Annotated in this window: 20 protein-coding genes; 13 read left to right on the forward strand and 7 right to left on the reverse strand. The window is 71.4% G+C overall.

Annotated features, from left to right (window positions below; all coding sequences use genetic code 11):
- Positions 1-22: 22 nt before the first annotated feature.
- Positions 23-667: a response regulator transcription factor gene (locus tag ACFYPH_RS13605; RefSeq protein ID WP_354861068.1), complete on the reverse strand. Its 645-nt coding sequence runs from the start codon at positions 665-667 to the stop codon at positions 23-25.
- A gap of 41 nt (positions 668-708) precedes the next feature.
- Entirely contained in the window at positions 709-1,536 is an 828-nt protein-coding gene (locus tag ACFYPH_RS13610) for a PIG-L family deacetylase (RefSeq protein ID WP_355067985.1), read from the reverse strand.
- Positions 1,537-1,738: 202 nt separating this feature from the next.
- Here ACFYPH_RS13610 and ACFYPH_RS13615 point away from each other — a divergent pair, with 202 nt between their 5' ends.
- Complete coding sequence (locus ACFYPH_RS13615; RefSeq protein WP_387181647.1) at positions 1,739-2,632, forward strand: alpha/beta fold hydrolase; 894 nt, start codon at positions 1,739-1,741, stop codon at positions 2,630-2,632.
- A 10-nt stretch (positions 2,633-2,642) separates the two neighbouring features.
- On the opposite strand, the gene prfH is transcribed toward ACFYPH_RS13615, so the two are convergent.
- The 5 genes from prfH to ACFYPH_RS13640 all read right to left on the reverse strand — a co-directional run bounded on the left by prfH (position 2,643) and on the right by ACFYPH_RS13640 (position 6,866).
- A complete protein-coding gene (gene prfH / locus ACFYPH_RS13620; RefSeq protein WP_387181649.1) occupies positions 2,643-3,251 on the reverse strand; it encodes a peptide chain release factor H in 609 nt (202 codons plus the stop codon).
- Positions 3,248-4,435, reverse strand: a complete 1,188-nt coding sequence (locus ACFYPH_RS13625) for an RNA ligase RtcB family protein (RefSeq protein ID WP_387181651.1) — start codon at positions 4,433-4,435, stop codon at positions 3,248-3,250. Before ACFYPH_RS13625 ends, prfH begins: the two co-directional genes overlap by 4 nt.
- A 311-nt stretch (positions 4,436-4,746) precedes the next feature.
- Positions 4,747-5,397: a methyltransferase domain-containing protein gene (locus tag ACFYPH_RS13630; RefSeq protein WP_354861059.1), complete on the reverse strand. Its 651-nt coding sequence runs from the start codon at positions 5,395-5,397 to the stop codon at positions 4,747-4,749.
- 151 nt (positions 5,398-5,548) lie between these two features.
- Entirely contained in the window at positions 5,549-5,707 is a 159-nt protein-coding gene (locus ACFYPH_RS13635) for a hypothetical protein (RefSeq protein WP_354861058.1), read from the reverse strand.
- A gap of 232 nt (positions 5,708-5,939) precedes the next feature.
- Positions 5,940-6,866 (reverse strand): AraC family transcriptional regulator, encoded by a 927-nt coding sequence (locus tag ACFYPH_RS13640; protein ID WP_354861056.1) that lies wholly within the window; start codon positions 6,864-6,866, stop codon positions 5,940-5,942.
- An 82-nt stretch (positions 6,867-6,948) separates the two neighbouring features.
- Here ACFYPH_RS13640 and ACFYPH_RS13645 point away from each other — a divergent pair, with 82 nt between their 5' ends.
- The 12 genes from ACFYPH_RS13645 to yjfF all read left to right on the forward strand — a co-directional run bounded on the left by ACFYPH_RS13645 (position 6,949) and on the right by yjfF (position 20,615).
- Positions 6,949-7,917, forward strand: a complete 969-nt coding sequence (locus tag ACFYPH_RS13645; RefSeq protein ID WP_387181655.1) for an SDR family NAD(P)-dependent oxidoreductase — start codon at positions 6,949-6,951, stop codon at positions 7,915-7,917.
- A gap of 94 nt (positions 7,918-8,011) precedes the next feature.
- On the forward strand, positions 8,012-9,223 hold the full coding sequence (locus tag ACFYPH_RS13650) for an aromatic acid exporter family protein (RefSeq protein WP_387181658.1): 1,212 nt from the start codon (positions 8,012-8,014) through the stop codon (positions 9,221-9,223).
- Positions 9,224-9,289: 66 nt separating this feature from the next.
- Positions 9,290-9,817, forward strand: a complete 528-nt coding sequence (locus tag ACFYPH_RS13655; RefSeq protein WP_354861050.1) for a hypothetical protein — start codon at positions 9,290-9,292, stop codon at positions 9,815-9,817.
- A 58-nt stretch (positions 9,818-9,875) separates the two neighbouring features.
- Positions 9,876-10,718 (forward strand): DUF4097 family beta strand repeat-containing protein, encoded by an 843-nt coding sequence (locus tag ACFYPH_RS13660; RefSeq protein ID WP_355069101.1) that lies wholly within the window; start codon positions 9,876-9,878, stop codon positions 10,716-10,718.
- 34 nt (positions 10,719-10,752) lie between these two features.
- A complete protein-coding gene (locus tag ACFYPH_RS13665; protein ID WP_355069102.1) occupies positions 10,753-11,763 on the forward strand; it encodes an ATP-binding cassette domain-containing protein in 1,011 nt (336 codons plus the stop codon).
- Entirely contained in the window at positions 11,760-12,548 is a 789-nt protein-coding gene (locus ACFYPH_RS13670; RefSeq protein WP_387181661.1) for an ABC transporter permease, read from the forward strand. The genes ACFYPH_RS13665 and ACFYPH_RS13670 overlap by 4 nt, the downstream gene beginning before the upstream one ends.
- A gap of 783 nt (positions 12,549-13,331) precedes the next feature.
- Positions 13,332-15,014 carry a ribulokinase gene (gene araB / locus ACFYPH_RS13675; protein WP_355069105.1) on the forward strand — a complete coding sequence of 561 codons (1,683 nt, stop codon included), beginning with the start codon at positions 13,332-13,334 and terminating at the stop codon, positions 15,012-15,014.
- Complete coding sequence (locus ACFYPH_RS13680; protein ID WP_354861991.1) at positions 15,011-15,703, forward strand: L-ribulose-5-phosphate 4-epimerase; 693 nt, start codon at positions 15,011-15,013, stop codon at positions 15,701-15,703. The genes araB and ACFYPH_RS13680 overlap by 4 nt, the downstream gene beginning before the upstream one ends.
- A 129-nt stretch (positions 15,704-15,832) precedes the next feature.
- The gene (locus tag ACFYPH_RS13685) at positions 15,833-16,837 is read left to right on the forward strand and encodes an ABC transporter substrate-binding protein (RefSeq protein WP_387181665.1); all 1,005 of its coding nucleotides are present in this window, start codon (positions 15,833-15,835) and stop codon (positions 16,835-16,837) included.
- A gap of 180 nt (positions 16,838-17,017) precedes the next feature.
- Positions 17,018-18,559 carry a sugar ABC transporter ATP-binding protein gene (locus ACFYPH_RS13690; RefSeq protein ID WP_363939396.1) on the forward strand — a complete coding sequence of 514 codons (1,542 nt, stop codon included), beginning with the start codon at positions 17,018-17,020 and terminating at the stop codon, positions 18,557-18,559.
- On the forward strand, positions 18,556-19,626 hold the full coding sequence (locus ACFYPH_RS13695) for an ABC transporter permease (RefSeq protein ID WP_354861995.1): 1,071 nt from the start codon (positions 18,556-18,558) through the stop codon (positions 19,624-19,626). The genes ACFYPH_RS13690 and ACFYPH_RS13695 overlap by 4 nt, the downstream gene beginning before the upstream one ends.
- Entirely contained in the window at positions 19,623-20,615 is a 993-nt protein-coding gene (yjfF, locus tag ACFYPH_RS13700) for a galactofuranose ABC transporter, permease protein YjfF (protein ID WP_354861996.1), read from the forward strand. The genes ACFYPH_RS13695 and yjfF overlap by 4 nt, the downstream gene beginning before the upstream one ends.
- Positions 20,616-20,629 lie beyond the last annotated feature (14 nt).

The following is a 20,629-nucleotide window of genomic DNA, read 5'->3' on the forward strand; positions in this document are numbered from 1 at the left end:
TCCCGCGGTGGTGCCAGTACCCCTATGCGTCGAGGTAGGCGAGGACGGCGAGGACTCGCCGGTTGTCGTCCTCGGAGGACTGCAGCCCGAGTTTGGCGAAGATGCTGTTGGTGTGCTTGGCGACGGCCTTCTCCGTGATGAACAGGGCGGCGCCGATGGCGGCGTTGGACCGGCCCTGCGCCATCTGCCCGAGCACCTCCCGCTCGCGAGGGGTCAACCGGTCCAGGGGCAGCACCCGGGTCCGGCTGTCGAGCAGCTTCGCCACCACTGTGGGGTCGAGCGCGGTGCCGCCCGCGGCGACCCGGCGGACCGCGGCGACGAACTCGCCGAGGTCGGACACCCGGTCCTTGAGCAGGTAGCCGATCCCGCCGTGGCCGTCGGCGAGCAGTTCCCGCGCGTACAGTCGCTCCACGTATTGAGAGAGCACCAGCACCGGCAACCCCGGCACCTCGGCCCGTGCCGCGAGCGCGGCCCGCAGACCCTCATCGGTGTACGACGGCGGCAGCCGCACGTCGACCACGGCCACGTCGGGGCGCCGCGTGACGAGTTCGGTCAGCAGATCCGGCCCGGTGCCCACGGCGGCGACCACCTCGAAGCCGTGGGCCTCCAACAGCCGGATCAACCCGTCCCGCAACAACACGAGGTCTTCCGCCACCACCACCCGCACCCGGCAACGGTAGCGGGCCCGCCGCCGGGTGTGGGTACGCGTCAGCGCAGGCCGGCGAAGAGGTCGTCCTCGGGCACCGGCGCGCCCGTGGTGTCCCGCACCCGGACGAAGGTCTCCCTGCCCATCAGCTCGGTGAACCGCTCCGGGCCCAACTGGAGGAAGAAGATGTTCTCGGTCTGGCTGGCGTGCGCGGCCAGGGCCTCGAACTTCTGCGCGCCGTAGCTCCGGGTGTCGACCCAGGTGGTGATCTCGTCGTCGGGCAGCCCCAGCTCGGGCTGGTCGGACGACGGGTCCGGCTCGGCCCACTCGACGCCGAGCTCCTTCATGATCCGGCCGAACTCCGCGAACGCCGTCCGCGGCACGGTGGTCCAGTAGACCTTCGCGGGGATGTCGGTCTGCGCGACGGCGGCCATGGTGATGCGATGCGCCTGGATGTGGTCCGGGTGGCCGTAGAAGCCGTTCTCGTCGTAGGTCACGATGACGTCCGGCTGGTAGCGGCGGATCAGGTCGGCGAGCCGGTCCGCGGCCTCGGCCACCGGCGTCGTCCAGAAGGAGCCGGGCTGGTCGTTCGTCGACCAACCCATCATCCCGGAGTCGGCGTAGCCGAGCGTCTCCAGGTGGGTGACCTTCAACGTCGCGCAGCTGTCCTCCAGCTCGGCCTGACGCATCGCCACGACGGCGGCCGGGTCGTGGCCGGGCTCACCGGGCTTCGCCCCGCCGGGGCCGTCTCCGCATCGCCCGTCGGTACAGGTCACGAGGACCGTGGTGACACCTTCGGCCGCGTACCGGGCGAGGACGCCACCGGTGCTCGTCGCCTCGTCGTCGGGGTGCGCGTGCACCGCCATCAGGGTCAGGGATCGCTCAGCCATGTCATCACCCTACGACCAGCGCGGCGACCACACGGGAAGTGTCCTGTTCGCGGACGCATTCTAGCGATCCGCTCACCGGCGCTGCTGTTCTTGCGCAACTCGCTGTCCGGCGGCTCGTGGATTCCTACGATTTCGGGGCTGGGCCGGTGGTCCGGAGCCGCGTTTCGACAGCCGGAATCAGCCGAGGAAGGGGACCGGTTCGATGGCACTGTTCGATGACGTGCGACAGATCGACGCCGGGGTCCTGAACGTCGGATACGTGGACGCCGGCCCGGCCGACGGCGCTCCCGTGATCCTGCTGCACGGCTGGCCGTACGACATCCACAGCTTCGTCGACGTCGTACCGCTGCTCACCGACGCCGGCCACCGGGTCGTCGTGCCGTACCTGCGGGGTCACGGCACGACGCGGTTCCGATCCGACGACGCCGTCCGCAACGGCGAGCCGGCCGCCATGGGGCTCGACCTCATCGCCCTCATGGACGCCCTGGGCATCGACAGCGCGAAGCTGGCCGGGTTCGACTGGGGTGCGCGTACGGCCGATGTCGTGGCCGCGTTGTGGCCTGAGCGCTGTTCCGGTCTGGTGTCGGTCAGCGGTTACCTGATCGACGGCCAGGAGTCGGGCCGGACGCCGCTGCCGCCGAAGGCCGAGTTCGCCTGGTGGTACCAGTTCTACTTCGCCACCGAGCGCGGCCGGCAGGGGTACGACCGCAACCGCCGCGACTTCGCCCGGCTGATCTGGCAGACCGCATCGCCGCGGTGGATGTTCGACGAAGCGACCTTCGAGCGCAGCGCCGCCGCGTTCGACAACCCCGACCACGTCGACGTCGTGATCCACAACTACCGGTGGCGGCTGGCCCTCGCTGAGGGTGAACCGCAGTACGACGAGGTGGAGAAGCGCCTGGCCGGCAAGCCGAAGATCTCGGTGCCCAGCATCACCCTGGAGGGTGACGCCAACGGCGCTCCCCACCTGGACCCGAGTGTCTACGGCAAGCAGTTCGCCGGCCGGTACGAGCACCGGACCGTCGGCGGCGGCGTCGGGCACAACCTGCCCCAGGAGGCGCCGCGGGCCTTCGCCGACGCGGTCCTGGAGGTCTGAGCCCGCTGCGCTACGGGCGTTCGGTGCGGGTCGGGTCGCCCCGCACGAGGTCGTCGTGGATGCGCCAACGGGCGGTGGTGACCGCGCGGCGGGCCGCCTCGTCGCCGCGCTCGACACGCTGGCGCAGCAGCTCAAGGGCGATGCGCCGGTTCAGACTGAACTGCCGTTCGTCGTCCACCACCACGACCAGGCCCGAGGGGCGGTGGGTGGCGCGTACCGCAGTGCTGGCCTTGTTCCGGTGCTGGCCGCCGGGACCGCCGGTGCGGCAGCCGACGATGTCGACGTCGGCCTCGGCGAACGTCGTCGGCGGCGCGTCGCTCGGCGGCGGTTGCGCGGTCACGTACCAGTTCTTTCGACCGGCGCTCGTCCGGTAGGGGCTGGGCGCATGCCAGCACAGCGTCCCCGTCCAGGAGGCGGCGAACGCCTCGACGTCGGCGCCGGACAGCCGAATCAGCACCGACCGGTAGGTGCCAGGACGGTCACCGGGCACCGCGTGGACCCGCTGGACGGTCACGCCCTGCCGGGTGGCGTCAGCCTCCAGGCGGCGCAACAGGTGGGCCAGCGCCCACGCGCACTCCCGCGGCCCACGGCCAGCGGACAGCAGCAGCTGCGCGCTCACGACCGACCCCGCCCGCGACGCTTGTCGCGCCGGTCCGACCTCGGCGCGGCCCCGACATCCGGCGTCTTGTAGGTGACCAGGGGGATCGTGGTGGCCACCGGCGTGGCGAGCCGGTGCTCGACGAGATCGCCGATCACCTGCTCGATCCGCTTGTACGCCGTGGGCGCCTCCTCGAAGAGCAACTGGCGGTCGCCGCACACCACCAGGGAACCCACCGGGGTACGCCGCAACTCCTCGACCGTGTGCTTGGCCCGGCCCCGGCGCAGCGCGTCGGCGCGGGACATCTTCCGGCCCGCGCCGTGCGCCACCGAGTGGTTGGCGTCCGCCCCGGCGTGGGCGGCCACCAGGTACGACGCGGTACCCCGCGTACCGGCGACGAGCACGTCGCGGCCGTCACCGGGCGCCGCCCCCTTGCGGTGCAGGTAGACGCCGTCGCGTACCTCGACCAGGTTGTGGCACTCGTCGACGACCGGCTCGGTCGGCTCGGCCCCCAGGGCGTACGCGACCCGGGCGGCCAGCAGCCGCCGGTTGAGCGAGCCCCAGCGCACCGCCTCGTCGTGCCGGGCCAGGTACGCGGCCGGGTCGGGAGCGGGGCCCGCCCCGTGCATCTCGGTGTGCGTGCGCAGGATCCGCTCACCCAGGCCCCGCGAGCCGCTGTGCACGACGAGGACGAGGTCACCGGTGGCCAGCCCGAGTCGGTGCGCGTGCTCGGGTGCGAAGACGGTGTCGACGCGAGCCAGCTCGACGAAGTGGTTACCGCGGCCGACCGTACCGAGACCGTCCCGGTGGCCGGCGGGAACGTCGCCCGCGACGACGGTCCAGGCCGGATCGTCGGCGTCCCGCTCGGGGTCGAGCGCGCGGTCGAGGTCGGGGAACCGGGCAGCCAGCCGCTCGGGTACGACGCGCCGGAGTCGAATGGGGAACACCGCGATGCCGCAGCCGATGTCCGAGCCCACCAGGAACGGGTACAGCACGGTCGACGCCATGGCCGCGCCGATGGGGGCGCCCTTGCCCGGGTGCAGGTCCGGCATCCCGGCAACGTGGACCATGCCGTCGAGGGCGGCCACCTGCCGGCACTGGTCGAGCGCGGCGGACTCGATCCAACTCGCGGGGGACGCGAACACGGCAATGGTGGCCGGGGCGGACGGGGACGAAGACTCCCGAGGGGAGTGGTGCTCAGACAACGACGCTCACTTCTCGCTGAATCGCAAGGGGACGGACGGCGGTACGGCACCGAGCGGCGCGAAGCGGCCTCGGCGCGGTGCTCAGGTGGTGTCCGTCAGTACGTCATGGGCACCACTCTGGCGACGCCCGTCGTGCGCGGCAAGCGATTATCGACGGGGGGCCCGGCACGCGGCCGGCCTGTCCCGGCAGCAGCTGGTGAGGCCCGCTCGACGCTGCGGCGTACGCTGCCGCGATGCGAGCCCGGCGGCCCTGGACGACTGGCTGGCCGGCCTGCCGAGGCGCTGAACCTCGCGGACGGCCCGATGACACCTCAGCGCAGCCGGTGCTCCGGCCGGGTCGCGCGACCCAGCACGCACGGCGAGGAGGGGCTGGAACTGCCGGCCGGGAACCGGAAGCGACGCAGCTCGTCGATGGCGAACCCGGCCGCCTCGATGGCGGCCGTGGTGTCGCGGCCGGTGTGGCAGCCGCCGAACAGTTTCGGCCAGAGCGTGGCGTCGGAGAACCGCTGGACCCGACGGAGGCGACCGGGCTCCTCGGCGGCGACGTGCTCGAAGAAGCGCAGCTGCCCGCCGGGGCGCAGCACACGGTGGATCTCGGCGAGCGCGGCGGCCTGGTCCGGCACGGTGCACAGCACCAACGCGACCACGACCGCGTCGAATTCGCCATCGGCGGCGGGCAACGCCTCGGCCAGGCCGTCGACGACCGTGATCGGCACCGGCGCGGCCGGGGCCGCCCGGACGGCGGCGGCACGCAGGCGGCGTTCCGGCTCGACCGCGACGACCTCGGTCACCGTCCGCGGGTAGTGGGCGAACATGCGCCCGTTGCCGGCGCCGACCTCGAGCACCCGGCCGGTCAGGCCGGCGACCAGGTCGCGGCGGAACTCGGCGGTGCCGGCGCGATCCATGGCGACGCTGAGCCTTTCGTACACCCGCGCGAACACCGGGTGGGACACCGCAGCCACGTCGACCTCCAGCCTCTGACGATCAGGATTCCGGGCAGCGACCACAATCATGGGCGGTGATGTCAACCGCGCCGGTGTGGCGCGCTCCGTGGGCTGGTTCTGCCCTGCGATTCCGCGCACCGGACGGAGACGGGAAGTGGCCCGATCAGCGTCACTCGGGCGGCGCGTGCCGCAGGCGTTGCGCCAACTCCAGCCGCCAGACCAGGCCGATCGCGACGACCGGCACCAGCGCGAACACCGCCAGCACCCGGCACAGGGACTTGACCATGGCCTCCGAGCGGGGGTTCGCCGGACGCATCCAGATCGCCACGTTTACCAGCAGGAACGGCAGCAGAAGGCACCCGCAGCTCCACGATGTCGCCGAGGGTGTCGGGCCCGCTCACCCGCGCTGATCCATCCGCCGTCGCCCCCCGAGGCGTCCGACCGCCCGGCGCCGGCGATCCAGTCGCGGGTGGCCCCACCACCCGCGTGGCAGACCGGGGTCTACCCCGCCCGGACGCGCCCAACCCCGCAGGCGACGCGCCGCACCGCACGGGTGACCCCTATGCGGTCCCGGCGCTCCCGGCCACCTGTCTGCGGTACGTCCGCGGCGAGACGCCGGTGACACGTTTGAAGGCCACGCTGAGGGCGCTCTCCGAGCCGTACCCGACGGCCAGGGCGATGGTGGCGACGGTGTCCGAGCCGCGGCGGATGCGGTCCGCCGCGAGTTCGATCCGCCATCGCGTGAGGTACTCCAGCGGGCCCACGCCGACGACCTGCCGGAAGCGGGCGGCGAGCGTGGAGCGGGAGACGGACGCGGCGCGGGCGATCTCGTCCACCGTCCACGACTGCGCGGGCCGCCCGTGCATCGCCCGCAGCGCGGGAGCGACCACCGGGTCGGCGAGCCCGGCCAGCCAGCCGGACGTGTGCTGCGGACCGCGGGCCAGGTGCAGCCGCAGCACCTGGATCAGCAGGACGAGCGCCAGGTGTTCGGCGACGAGTCGCGATCCGAGCTGTGCCTGCCGCAGCTCGCTGTCGATCTCGTCGAGCGCCCACCGGATGGTGGCGGCCGCGGGGGTGTCGGCGGGCACGTGGATGATCGGCGGAAGGCTGTCCAACAGGAGACTGCGACCCCGGTCGCCCAGGGAGAACGCGCCGCCGATGAGGAACATGTCGTCGCCGTCGCCCGCGTGCGCCACGCCGTCGGCAGCGGCGGCGAAGATCGGGTACGCCGGCTGGACCGGCGCGTCGGCGTCACTGAAGAGCGTGTAGGCCACCGGCCGGGTCAGCAGGTAGCAGTCGCCCTCGGCGAGGCCGATCGGCTCGGGCTCGCCGTCGACGAGCAGGAAGCAGCGGCCGCGCCGGATGGCGTTGAACTTCGCGCCGGCCGGTGGGTCGAACCGGACCGCCCAGCGCCCTCCGGCGACGAGGCCGGCGGAGACGTGACTCGTCGCACCGAGCAACGCCAGTACGTCCTCAAGGGGATCCATCCGCACCGTCCTGGACGATCACTAAAGTATCGCGAATCCTAGACTATAGGCAGTCCAGGTTCAGGTTCATAGTCTGGCTGACATGACAGCGAACCCACGCCTCACCACGTCGTTCACCGCCCGTACCACCGCCGCCGAGATCCTCGACGGCGTGGACCTCACCGGGCGCCGGATGATCGTCACCGGCGGCGCCTCCGGCCTCGGTGTCGAGACGGTTCGCGCCCTGGCCGGCGCCGGCGCCGAGGTCACCGTCGCGGTCCGTGACCCCGAGCGGGCCGCCGCGCTCGTCGCGGAGTTCGCCACCGACGCCACCCGGGGCGCCGTCCGGTCGGCCGCGCTCGACCTCGCCGATCTGGCGTCGGTCGACGCCTTCGTCGCGGCCTGGCGGGGCCCGCTCGACGCGCTGGTCGCCAACGCCGGCATCATGGCGCTTGCGACCCGGCAGCTCTCCGCGCAGGGCTGGGAACTCCAGCTCGCGACCAACTACCTGGGGCACTTCGCGCTCGCCGTCGGTCTGCACGACAACCTGCGTGCCGCCGGGGCGGCCCGGGTCGTGGTGGTCGGCTCCGGGGCGCACCTGGGCGCTCCGTTCGACGTCGAGGACCCCCAGTTCGAGCGGCGCCCGTACGACCCGTGGTCGGCGTACGGGCAGTCGAAGACCGCGGACGTCCTGCTCGCGGTCGGCATCACCCGGCGGTGGGCCAAGGACGGGATCACCGCCAACTCCCTCAACCCCGGGTACATCCACACCAACCTGCAACGTCACCTGGACGACGACATGATGCGCGCGTTCGGCGCGATGGACGAGGCGGGCAACCTCGTCGTGCCGGACCACTACAAGACGCCCGCCCAGGGAGCGGCGACCACCGTCCTGCTCGCCGCGTCACCCCTGCTCGACGGCATCGGCGGCCGGTACTTCGTCGACAACCAGGAGGCGGAGGTGGTGCCCGGCGGCCCGAACGCCACCGGCGGGGTCGCCGACCACGCAATCGACCCGGTCGCCGCGGACCGGCTCTGGGCGTACGCCGAGAAGATGCTCTCCGCGCGCTGAGCGCGACCGCCGTCGGCCGCCGGGCGCGGCGCGCTCGCGCGTGGCCGCGCCCGGCGGCCAGGATTGATCGGGGTACGGCGGGGTAGCCGCCGCCATGGTCGCTGCCGGTCGGCCCGCTACGGACGGGGGCGCCGCGGCGCGGGCCGGCGCGGGAGCGAACGCCGCTGCGCCGACGACCGTCGCCCGGCTCCGCGCCCGCCTGTGGGGCACGCTGCGGGAGCGGGCGCGGCGGGTACGGGGCGTCGGCGGCCTCGCTCTGCAGGCCGGTCTGGCTGCGGCGCTGTCCTGGCTGGTGGTGCGCCACGTGCTGCACGTCTCGCAGCCGGTGTTCGCGCCGATCTCCGCGGTCTCGACCCTCGCCGCGTCGGTCGGGCAACGGCTGCGTCGCACCGTCGAGTTGATCATCGGCGTCACCGTGGGGGTGCTGGTCGGCGACCTGCTGCTCACGGTCACCGGCACCGGGTGGTGGCAACTCGCCCTGATCGTCGTGCTGGCGATCCTCGTCGCGTTGTTCCTCGCCGGCAGCGCGGCGGCGGTGATCCAGGCCGGGGCGACGGCGGTGCTCATCGCCACGTTGAGTCCGTCCGTGCGGGACCTGGAGATTCCCCGCTTCGTGGACGCTCTCGTCGGGGGAGCGGTGGCGCTGCTGGTCACCGCCGTCCTTTTGCCGTTGAGCCCGCTGCGGGTGCTCAACCGGGCCGCGCGCCCGGCGTTGGACCTGCTCAGCACCCAGCTCGACGCCACCGCTGGCGCGCTGGCCGACCGCGACATCGCCCGTGCGCTGGCCGCCCGGACGCAGCTGCGGGAGAACAAGGACGAGCTGCGGGCGCTGGTCGAGGCGACCCAGGGGGCCCGGGAGGCCAGCACCCTCTCGCCGGTGCACTGGCATGAGCGGCACGGGCCGGTGGGCCGGTACGCGCAGGCGGCGGGACCGATCGACCGGGCGATGCGCAACGCCGGAACGCTGATCCGCCGCGCGGTGACCGTGATCGACGACGGCGAGCCGATCCCGAGGCAGCTGCCGGAGGCCGTCGCCGACCTCGCCGAGGCGGTACGCGTGCTCAAGCGGCAGTTCGCCGCCGGTCACGAACCCACCCAGGCGCGGGAGCAGGCCCTGCGGGCGGTGTGCGCCGCCGGTGACGCCTACCGGGAGGGGGTCGGTTTCTCCGGTGCCGTCGTGGTGGCGCAGGTCCGGACGACCGTCAGCGATCTGCTGGTGGCCACCGGGCTGACGCAGGAGGTCGCGAACCGGCTGGTCCGCCGCGTGTTCGGGGGGCCGGAGCGTCGCACCGGCGATCGGCGATGAAGGTCATGGCAGCACGTTGAGCCACGGCTGTTGCATCTTGAGCCAAAGTAGTGCCATGATGGTGCCATGGACTTGAGGCCGTACGTCGAGAACCTGCGCAACGAGTTCGCTGTGGCCGCCGAGGGCGTCGACCCGGAGGGTCGGGTGCTGGCCGAGCGACTCTTCACCCAACTGGAGGCGGCGACCCACCTCACCCTGCTCGAGGCGCTGTCCGACGCGGCCGACGAGATCACCCGCGATCTCGCCCCCGGGTCGGTGCACGTCCGGCTGCGCGGGCGCGAGCCCAACTTCGTGGTGACGCCCGCGAACCCGCCGGCGGACAGCACGGATGCGGTCAGCGAACCGCCTCCGGCGCCGGCGCCGCTGCTCCCGCCCGAGGGCGACGAGGGCGGCACGTCCCGGATCAACCTCCGCCTCCCCGACCATCTCAAGGCCAGCGTCGACGGGGCCGCCAGCCGGGCCGGGCTGTCCGTCAACGCCTGGCTGGTGCGAGCCGTCGCCGCCGCCGTCGCGGCCGGCGGCACGGATCGCCAGCCACCGCGCCGGCTGGAGCCGCCGCGGCCTGGCCAGCACGTCACCGGCTGGGCGCGCTGACCGCCGCGCCCCTTTCCGATTCCGCTCGCCTTCGCCACGCACCTCCCGGGAGACCACCATGCCTGTTTTCGATACGCCAGAACCGATTTCCGTCCAGGTCGAGCTGCCCGTCGGGGACGCCTGGATCGCTGCGACCGACCGCACCGACACGGTGGTGCAGGTGCGCCCCCGCGACCCGTCGAGCAAGGCCGACGTGAGCGCCGCGGAGCAGACCACCGTCGAGTACGCCGCCGGGCTCCTGCGGATCAGGGTGCCGAAGAGCTGGCGCCGATACGGCTTCGGCTCCGGCCCCTCGGTCGACGTCCTCATCGAGGTGCCGAGCGGGACACGGCTGCATGCCGAGGCGGCGTGGGCGGCGTTCCGCGGCGAGGGGCGGCTCGGCGAGTGTCGCATCAAGACCGGCAGCGGGATCCGGCTCGAGGAGACCGGGCCGTTGGAGATCGACAGCAGCCACGGCGAGGTCGCGGTGGAGCGTGTCACCGGTTCCGCCCGGGTGAAGGCCTCCTCCGGAAAGGTGCGCCTCGGCGCGGTCGACGGCACCGCGGAGATCAAGAACTCCTCCGGTGACTGCTGGATCGGCCGCAGCGGCGGTGACGTCCGGGTCAACACCGCGTACGGCGACATCACGGTGGACGCGTCGATGGCCTCGGTGGCGGCACGCACCGCGTACGGCAACGTCCGGCTGGGCGAGGTCGTACGCGGGTCGGTCGAGTCGCACACCTCGTACGGCGCGATCGAGGTCGGGGTCCGGCGCGGCACCGCCGCCTGGCTCGACGTCAGTTCCCGGCACGGGCGCGTGCACAACGCGCTCGAGTCGACCGACAGCCCGGCCGAGACCGACGAGACGGTCGAGATCCGCGCGAACACCTCCTACGGCGACATCACGATCCGCCGTGCCTGATCCGCCGCGACCCCCGACCACAAATGAGGAGACCATGACCAGCAGCAGGAAACCCGCGATCGTCACCACGGAGCTGCGGAAGTCCTACGGTGACAAGGTCGTGCTCGACGGCATCGACCTGATGATCACCGAGGGAACGATCTTCGCGCTGCTCGGCCCGAACGGCGCCGGCAAGACCACCACAGTGCAGATCCTCTCCACCCTGCTCCGGGCGGACGGCGGCCACGCCCGCGTCCTCGGCCACGACGTGACCCGTGAGCCCGACGCGGTTCGTGAGCTGATCGGCGTCACCGGCCAGTTCTCCGCCGTGGACAACCTGCTCACCGGTCGGGAGAACCTGAACCTGATGGCCGACCTGTGTCATCTGGACCGGGCGACGGGTCGGCGACGGATCGCCGACCTGCTCGGGCAGTTCGACCTCACGGAGGCGGCGGACAAGCCGGCCGCGACGTACTCCGGCGGCATGCGCCGTCGGCTCGACCTCGCGATGACCCTGGTCGGCGACCCCCGCGTCATCTTCCTCGACGAGCCGACGACCGGCCTCGACCCGCGCAGCCGCCGCGCCATGTGGCACATCATCCGGGCCCTCGCCGCCGAGGGCGTCACCATCCTGCTGACGACCCAGTACCTGGAGGAGGCCGATCAGCTCGCCGACCGCGTCGCGTTCCTCGACCACGGCCGGCTGATCGCCGAGGGCACCCCGCACGAGCTCAAGCGGCTCATCCCGGGCGGCCACGTCGTGTTGCGGTTCGCCGACCAGGAGGGGCTCGACTCGGCGGCCCGTACGTTCGCGGCGGCCACCCGGGACGACGCCGCGCTGACCCTCCAGGTGCCGAGCGACGGCGGGGTCGGTTCGTTGCGGTCCGTCCTCGACCACCTCGACCGCGACGCGATCACCGTGGCCGGCCTCGCGGTGCACACCCCCGACCTCGACGACGTCTTCCTCGCCCTCACCGGCCAACCCGACAGCCGAGCCAATCAACCCGACAGCCACCCCGCCACCCGGGCCGGGCGGTCCGGTCACGAAAGGGCCTCCGCGCGATGAGCACCCTCAACCTCGCCCTGCGCGACTCGAACACCATGCTGCGGCGCAACCTCCTGCACATGCGGCGCTACCCCTCGCTGACCCTCATGCTCGTCGGCATCCCGGTCATCCTTCTGCTGCTCTTCGTCTACGTCTTCGGCGGCACCCTCGGCGCCGGCCTCGGACCCTCCGGCGACCGCGGCGACTACGCCAACTACGTCACCCCCGGCATCCTGCTCATCACGGTGGCCAGCGCGGCGCAGGGCACCGCGATCTCGGTCGCCATGGACATGGCCGAGGGCATCATCGCCCGCTTCCGTACGATGGCGATCTTCCGGCCGTCGGTTCTCACCGGCCACGTCGTGGGCAGCGTGCTCCAGACGATGTTCAGCCTCGCGGCCGTCACCGGCGTGGCGCTGCTGGTCGGGTTCCGTCCCACCGCCAATGCCGTCGAATGGCTCGCCGCGATCGGCGTCCTCACCATGATCACCGTCGCGGTCACCTGGCTGTCGGTCGCGCTCGGCCTGGTCACGAAGAGCGTCGAGACGGCCAGCAACCTGCCCATGCCGCTGGTGCTCCTGCCATTTCTCGGCAGCGGGTTCGTCCCCACCGACTCCATGCCGACGCCGGTACGCCTGTTCGCCGACTACCAACCCTTCACCCCGGTCATGGAAACCCTCCGGGGCCTCCTGCTCGGCACCGGAATCGGCAGCAACGGGGTCCTCGCGGTCGCCTGGTGCGCCGTCATCACGGTGGCCTGCTTCCTTTGGGCCAAGGCGCTCTACAACCGCGGCCGGACCGCCTGACCCGAGGGGCCCTCGGGCCTGACCCACCCGATCCGCCTGACCCGCCCGGCCCGCCCCGGTCCGGCCCTTCGGGGCCGGGCCGGGGCGCATGATCGACCCCAGCTCGGCGATGTCGCGGTGTCCCGCCGACCGGACACCGCGACGTCGCCAACCTGGAGTCGATCACCACCGCGGGAAGGCCGCGGAGTCCCCACCCCGGCCCATGGCCGCGACGCCGGAGGGGCGGGCGCCCACGAGACGCGCTGGGTCGAGACCGTGCGCGCGGCGACCGTGAAACGTCGAATGTTATCGATAACACGATTCCCGGGCCGGGCACGCGAGGTGCACGTCGGCGACCGGAGTGCGCGCTCATGGGCTCGGCGGCGGCTGCGGCGCGGGTCATAGATCTGATCATGCGAGGGTGGCGGCCGCAGCGATGTTATCGCTGACATCGTCGACGACCCGGCCACCGTCGCGATCGGACCGTCATCCCGCCGCTCTGTGATGCGGGACCTTGCTGTCGCCCTGCCGGCTGAGGAGGCGCCGGGCCGACGGCCGGCCGGGGAGGTGTCGGGCCGCCCGCCGGGCGAGGAGGTTTCGGCCGGCTGCCGTTCAGATGTCGCCCTCCCGGCGCTGCCGCGACCGGGCTGGAGGCGGAATCGCGGACTTTGCACCAATCCGGTAGCTACCCGCCCAAGTGGGCGCGCGGGCCTCCGCGTTCCGTTACGGAGCTGTTGCAGCTAGATGTCTTGACGGCGCTGGATGTGAGCGTTAACACTATCCCCGTTAACGGTGGAGGTGAACATGGAGCGTGTGGACGGAGCTGCCGAAAGCTACGTCGTGGGTGTCGACTTCGGCACTCTCTCCGGGCGGGCCCTGGTGGTCCGGGTTTCCGACGGTGCCGAGTTGGGGACCGCGGTGCACGAGTACGGCGACGGGGTCATCAGCGAGACGCTGCCCGGAGGTCGACCGCTGCCCCCGGACTGGGCGCTGCAAAATCCGGACGACTACCGCGACGTGCTGCGCCACGCCGTCCCGGCGGCGGTGTCCGCCGCGGGGGTGGACCCCGCATCGGTGGTGGGCATCGGCATCGACTTCACCGCCTGCACTGTGCTGCCGACCGACGCCCACGGCACCCCGCTCTGCGAGGATCCCGACCTGCGCGACCGGCCGCACTCCTGGGTCAAACTGTGGAAGCACCACGCCGCGCAGCCGCACGCCGACCGGATCAACGCGCTGGCCCACGAGCGGGCGGAGCCGTGGATCGGCCGGTACGGCGGCAAGATCTCCGCCGAGTGGCAGTACGCCAAGGGTCTGCAGATCCTGGAGGAGGACCCGGAGATCTACCACCGGGCCGAGCGGTTCATCGAGGCCGCCGACTGGATCGTCTGGCAGCTCAGCGGCACCGAGACCCGTAACGTCTGCACCGCGGGCTACAAGGGCATCCTGCAGGACGGGCAGTACCCGTCCGACAGCTTCCTGACCGCGCTCAACCCCGACTTCGGCGACTTCGTGGCCAAGCTCGACGGTCCGCTGCTGCCGCTCGGCGCCCGCGCCGGCACGCTCACCGCCCGCGCCTCGGCCTGGACCGGTCTGCCGGAGGGGATCGCGGTGGCCGTCGGCAACGTCGACGCGCACGTCACCGCGGCGTCCGCGCAGGCGGTGGAGCCCGGTCGGCTGGTCGCCATCATGGGCACCTCGACCTGCCACGTCGTCAACGGCGCGGAGGTCGCCGAGGTGGCTGGCATGTGCGGTGTCGTGGACGGCGGCATCAGCCCCGGCGCCTGGGGCTACGAGGCCGGGCAGAGCGGCGTCGGCGACATCTTCGGCTGGTTCGTCGCGCACGGCGCGCCCGCCGGGCTCGACTCGCACGAACGCCTCACCGAGCTTGCCGCCAGCCAGCCGGTCGGCGCACACGGCCTGGTCGCGTTGGACTGGTGGAACGGCAACCGCTCGCTGCTGGTCAACCACGACCTCAGCGGGATGATCGTCGGGATGACCCTGGCCACCCGGCCGCAGGACATCTACCGTGCGCTGCTGGAGTCCACGGCGTACGGCACCAGGATGATCATCGACGCGTTCGTCGAGGCCGGGGTGCCGGTGAACGACCTGGTGATCGCCGGCGGTCTCACCAACAACAAGCTGCTGATGCAGATCTACGCCGACGTGACCAAGCGACCGCTGAACATCATCGCCTCGGCGCAGGGGCCGGCGCTCGGGTCGGCGATCCACGCCGCCGTCGCCGCCGGGGCGTACCCGTCGATCCACGAGGCGTCGCAAGCGATGGGGCGGGTGCACGAGGCCGTCTACACGCCGGATCCCGACCGGGCGCGCGCCTACGACGCCCTGTACGCCGAGTACCGGGCGCTGCATGACCACTTCGGTCGGGGCGGCAACGACGTCATGCTCCGCCTGCGGGCGATCCGCAACGCGGCGGTCGAGGCCGTCGCGGCCACGCACGAGGCCCCGCTGGAGGTCGTCGGATGAGCGCAGAGGTAGGTCGACAGATCCGCGAGCTGCGCGAGAGCGTCGCCCGCCTGCACAGCGAGCTGACCCGGTACAACCTGGTCGCCTGGACGTCCGGCAACGTCTCGGCGCGGGTCCCCGGTCAGGACCTCATGGTGATCAAGCCGAGCGGTGTGGGCTACGACGACCTCACGGCCGACACCATGGTGGTCTGCGACCTCGACGGTGTCCTCGTCGAGGGGGACCTCGCCCCGTCCAGCGACACGGCCGCCCACGCCTACGTCTACCGCGCCATGCCCGAGGTCGGCGGTGTCGTGCACACGCACAGCTCGTACGCCAGCGCCTGGGCCGCCTGCGGGGAGGCGATCCCCTGCCACCTCACGGCCCAGGCCGACGAGTTCGGTGGGGAGATCCCGCTGGGCCCGTTCGCGCTGATCGGCGGCGACGACATCGGCAAGGGGATCGTCGCCACCCTCGCCGGGCACCGCTCTCCCGCGGTGCTGATGCGCAACCACGGTGTCTTCTCCATCGGTCGGGACGCCCGGGCGGCGGTCAAGGCCGCGGTCATGTGCGAGGACGTGGCCCGCACCGCGTACCTGGCGCGGACCCTCGGGCAGCCGGTGCCGATCGCGCAGGCCGACATCGACGCCCTCTACCACCGCTACCAGAACGTCTACGGGCAACAAACAGTCGCACCGGCAGGTCCCTGACCGTCTCCATCGGCCGTCCGGGCCCGCCGGTCTGCTCCACCGACGTACCAGCACGCACCACCCGCGTACGCCACCCTTCGCACGTCGGCGGCTCGCGCGGTCCCACCACACCACAGCCAAGGAGAACTGATGAGAAAGATGCGAACGCAGTCCGCTCCGTGGCGCGCTGTCGCGGTCCTCGCCAGCGTGCTGCTCGTGGGCGGCGTGGCGGCCTGCGGCAACAGCGACACCGGCGGCGGCGGGTCCAAGGACGACGGCAAGATCACGATGGGCTTCTCCCAGGTCGGTGCGGAGAGCGGGTGGCGTACCGCGAACACCACCTCGATCAAGGATGCCGCGGCCGCGGCGGGCATCGAGCTGAAGTTCGACGACGCTCAGCAGAAGCAGGAAAACCAGATCAAGGCGATCCGTAACTACATCCAGCAGAAGGTCGACGTGATCGCCTTCTCGCCGGTGGTGGAGTCCGGGTGGGACACCGTCCTCAAGGAGGCCAAGGACGCCGGCATTCCGGTCATCCTGACCGACCGCTCGGTCGACTCGGCCGACAAGACCCTCTACAAGACCTTCCTCGGCTCGGACTTCGTCAAGGAGGGCCGTCTCGCCGGTGAGTGGCTGGTCGAGCAGAAGAAGGCCGCCTCGGGCCCGGTGAACATCGTGGAGTTGCAGGGCACCACCGGCGCGGCGCCGGCCAACGACCGCAAGAAGGGCTTCGCCGAGGCGATCGCCGCCAACCCGAACCTGAAGGTCATCGCCTCGCAGACGGGCGACTTCACCCGGGCCGGCGGCAAGCAGGTCATGGAGCAGTTCCTCAAGGCCAACCCGAAGATCGACGTGCTGTTCGCGCACAACGACGACATGGGTCTGGGCGCGCTCGAGGCGATCACCGCGGCCGGCAAGGTGCCCGGCAAGGACATCACCATCATCACTGTGGACGCCGTCAAGGACGGTATGCAGGCCCTGGCCGACGGGAAGTTCAACTTCATCGCGGAGTGCAGCCCGTTGCTCGGCCCGCAGCTGATGGACCTGGCCAAGAAGGTCCACGCGGGCGAGACGGTGCCGGCTCGGATCGAGACCGAGGAGACCACCTTCACGACTGAGCAGGCCAAGGAGGCTCTGCCCAACCGCAAGTACTGATCGACGCAGGGGGGTCGCCGCGCTCGCGTGGCGACCCCGCCGCGTCGCCCCATAAACCCGAACGGACCGGGCATGACCCGCGCCACGCCCGCCCGAGCCTCCCGCCGGGGCGGCCGGGCGGGCGCGGTGGGAGCGCAGCGGCCCATCCGCGTCGACAACCCCCAGAAGAGGTCTGATGGGATGACGGATAGCCGTCCGGTCCTGACGATGACCGGGATCAGCAAGTCCTTCCCCGGGGTGCGCGCACTCCACGACGTCAACTTCCGGCTCTTCCCCGGCGAGGTGCACGCCCTGTTGGGCGAGAACGGCGCCGGCAAGTCGACCCTCATCAAGGTGCTGACCGGCGTCTACGACACCGACGAGGGCACGATCACCCTCGACGGTGAGCCGGTGTCCTTCACCGGTCCGATGCAGGCGACGGCGGCCGGGGTGAGCACGGTCTACCAGGAGGTCAATCTCTGCACCAACCTCTCGGTGGCGGAGAACATCTTCATCGGCCGCGAGCCGCGGCTTTTCGGCGCCGTCCGCTGGGGTGAGGTCCGCCGACGGGCCCGCGCGCTCCTGGCCCGCCTCGACCTCGACCTCGACGTCAGCGCGCCGCTGGGCTCGTACTCCCTCGCGATCCAGCAGATGGTCGCGATCGCCCGTGCGATCGACATCCAGGCCCGGGTGCTGATCCTGGACGAGCCGACGTCCAGCCTCGACGCGGGTGAGGTCGCGCAACTGTTCCGCATCATGCGGCAACTGCGCGACGAGGGCATCGCGATCCTGTTCGTGACCCACTTCCTCGACCAGGTCTACGAGATCGCCGACCGCATCACGGTGCTGCGCAACGGCGGGCTCGTCGGCGAGTACCTGACCGCCGAGCTGCCCCAGCTGAGCCTCGTCGAGAAGATGATCGGCAAGGAACTCGACGTCCTCGAAGGGATCGAGGAGCACTCCCGGCGGGACCTGGCCGAGCTGGAGGAGGGCACCCCCCTGGTGGCGGTGTCGAACCTCGGCCGGGCGGGCGCGGTCGCGCCGTTCAGCCTGACCATCCATTCCGGCGAGGTGGTGGGCCTGGCCGGTCTGCTGGGCTCCGGGCGTACCGAGGTGGCGCGGCTGTTCTTCGGCGCCGACCGGGCCGACGGCGGGCAGGTCGCGATCGACGGCACGTCGGGCAGCCTGCGTACCCCCGCGCAGGCCATCGACCAGGGCGTCGGCTTCTGCTCGGAGAACCGCCGGGCCGAGGGCATCGTTCCCGAACTGTCGGTCCGCGAGAACATCATCCTCGCCATGCAGGCCGCCCGCGGCTGGCTGCGGCCCATCCCGCGCCGCCGCCAGGACGAGCTGGTCGACAAGTACGTCAAGGCCCTCAACATCCGTCCGGCGGACCCGGAGGTGCCGGTCCGCAACCTCTCCGGCGGCAACCAGCAGAAGGTGCTGCTGGCCCGGTGGCTGATCACCGAGCCGCGGCTGCTGATCCTGGACGAGCCGACCCGGGGCATCGACATCGGCGCGAAGACCGAGATCCAGCGGCTCGTGACGCAGTTGTCCGACGGCGGGATGGCGGTGCTGTTCATCTCCGCCGAGTTGGAGGAGGTGCTGCGCCTCAGCCACAAGGTGGCGGTCATGCGCGACCGGCAGATGGTCGCGCAGCTCGCCAACGACGAGGACCTCGACGCCGAGCGCATCATGCAGACGATCGCGAGTGGATCTCACCGGGAGGAGGTGGACCGATGAACGACACCATGGGCCGCTATCGGACGATGATCGGTCACCGGCTGTTCTGGCCCGTCGCCGTGCTGGTCGCCATGCTCGCCGCGAACACGATCTACCGGCCCGGGTTCCTGTCCATCGAGCTCAAGGACGGGCACCTGTACGGCTCGCCGATCGACATCCTGCGGTTGAGCGCGCCGCTGATCCTCGTCGCGCTGGGCATGACCCTGGTCATCTCGACCGGCGGCATCGACCTGTCGGTGGGCTCGGTCTGCGCGATCAGCGGCGCGATGGCCTGCATGTACATCAGCAAGCAGCCCGACCAGAACAGTCTCACCGTGGTGCTGACCGCCCTCGCGATGGCGTTGGGGGTCGCGCTCGTGCTCGGCGTCTGGAACGGGGTGCTGGTGGCCGTGATCGGGATCCAACCGATCATCGCCACGCTGATCCTGATGGTGGCCGGCCGGGGCCTCGCCCAGCTGATCACCCAGGGTCAGATCATCACGATCAACTCCGAGCCGTTCCGGGCGATCGGGCTGGGCCACCTGCTGACCCTGCCGCTGGCCATCTTCATCGCCCTCGCCGCGGCACTGCTCGTCGCCGCGTTCACCCGCCGTACCGCACTCGGCATGATCATCGAGTCGGTGGGCGGCAACGCGGAGGCGAGCCGGCTCGCCGGCATCCGCTCCGGTCGGGTCATCTTCCTCGCGTACGTCGTCAGCGCCGTCTGCGCGGCGATCGCCGGCTTCATGATGACGGCCAACGTCTCCAGCGCCGACGGCAACGCCGTCGGCCTCTGGGTGGAGTTGGACGCCATCCTCGCGGTCGTCATCGGTGGCACGTCCCTCGCCGGCGGCCGGTTCTTCCTGAGCGGCACGATCCTCGGCGCGCTGATCATCCAGACCCTGACCACCACGGTGTACGCCATGAACATCTCACCGCAGACGTCGCTGCTGTTCAAAGCGGTAGTCGTCATCGCCGTCTGCCTCATCCAGGCGCCGGCGTTCCGAGCCAAGTTCAGCCGGCGCAGAAGAAGCGCCCCGCCGCCGCGCCCCGTCGCCGACAAGCCGAAGGAGCAGGTGCCGGCATGACCACCGGATCGCTCACCGCCCCCCGCCGCACCCGGATCCGGCTGCCTCGGCGGCAGGTGCCGGTGCTTGCCACGCTCGCCCTGCTCCTGGTGATGTACGGCATCGGCGTGTCCCAGTACACGGCGTTCTCGAACGTGCAGGTCATCTTCAACGTCTTCATCGACAACGGCTTCCTGCTCGTCGTCGCGGTGGGGATGACCTTCGTGATCCTCACCGGTGGCATCGACCTGTCGGTGGGGTCCGTCGTCGCCATGACGGCGATGGTGTCGGCGGATCTGTTGCAGAAGGGTCTGCCCGCGGCGCTCGTGCTCGTCATCGCCCTGCTCATCGGCCCGACACTCGGCCTGTTGATGGGCTGCGCCATCCACTTCTTCGACATCCAGCCGTTCATCGTCACGCTCGCCGGGATGTTCTTCGCCCGCGGCATGTGCACGTTCATCTCCGGCTCGTCCATCCCGATCACCGACGGGTTCTGGACCAGGATGTCGCAGGAGCGGATCGGGGACCCCCGGGGCAACTTCGTCTCGATCAGCGTGTTGATCGCCTTCGCCGTGGTGCTCGTCGCGGCGTACGTGCTGGCCTACACCCGGTTGGGGCGCAACGTGTACGCGGTCGGCGGCAACCCGCAGTCGGCGCTGCTGATGGGTCTGCCGTTGGGGCGGACCCGGATCGCCGTCTACACGATCAGCGGTCTGTGCTCCGCGATCGGTGGCATCCTGCTGTCCTTCTACACCCTCTCGGGTGCGCCGCTGATCGCCGTCGGCATGGAGTTGGACGTCATCGCCGCCGTCGTGATCGGAGGCACCGTGCTCACCGGTGGCTCGGGTTACGTCTTCGGCACGGTGCTCGGCGTGCTGGTGCTGGGTGTGATCCAGACCCTCATCACCTTCGACGGGAGTCTCAACTCCTGGTGGACCAAGATCGTGATCGGCGGACTGCTCTTCGCGTTCATCCTCCTCCAGCGCCTCATCGGAATTCGTTACAAGTGACCGTTCCTCTCGCG

It is taken from the genome of Micromonospora sp. NPDC005252 (assembly GCF_042872475.1).
GTDB lineage: Bacteria > Actinomycetota > Actinomycetes > Mycobacteriales > Micromonosporaceae > Micromonospora.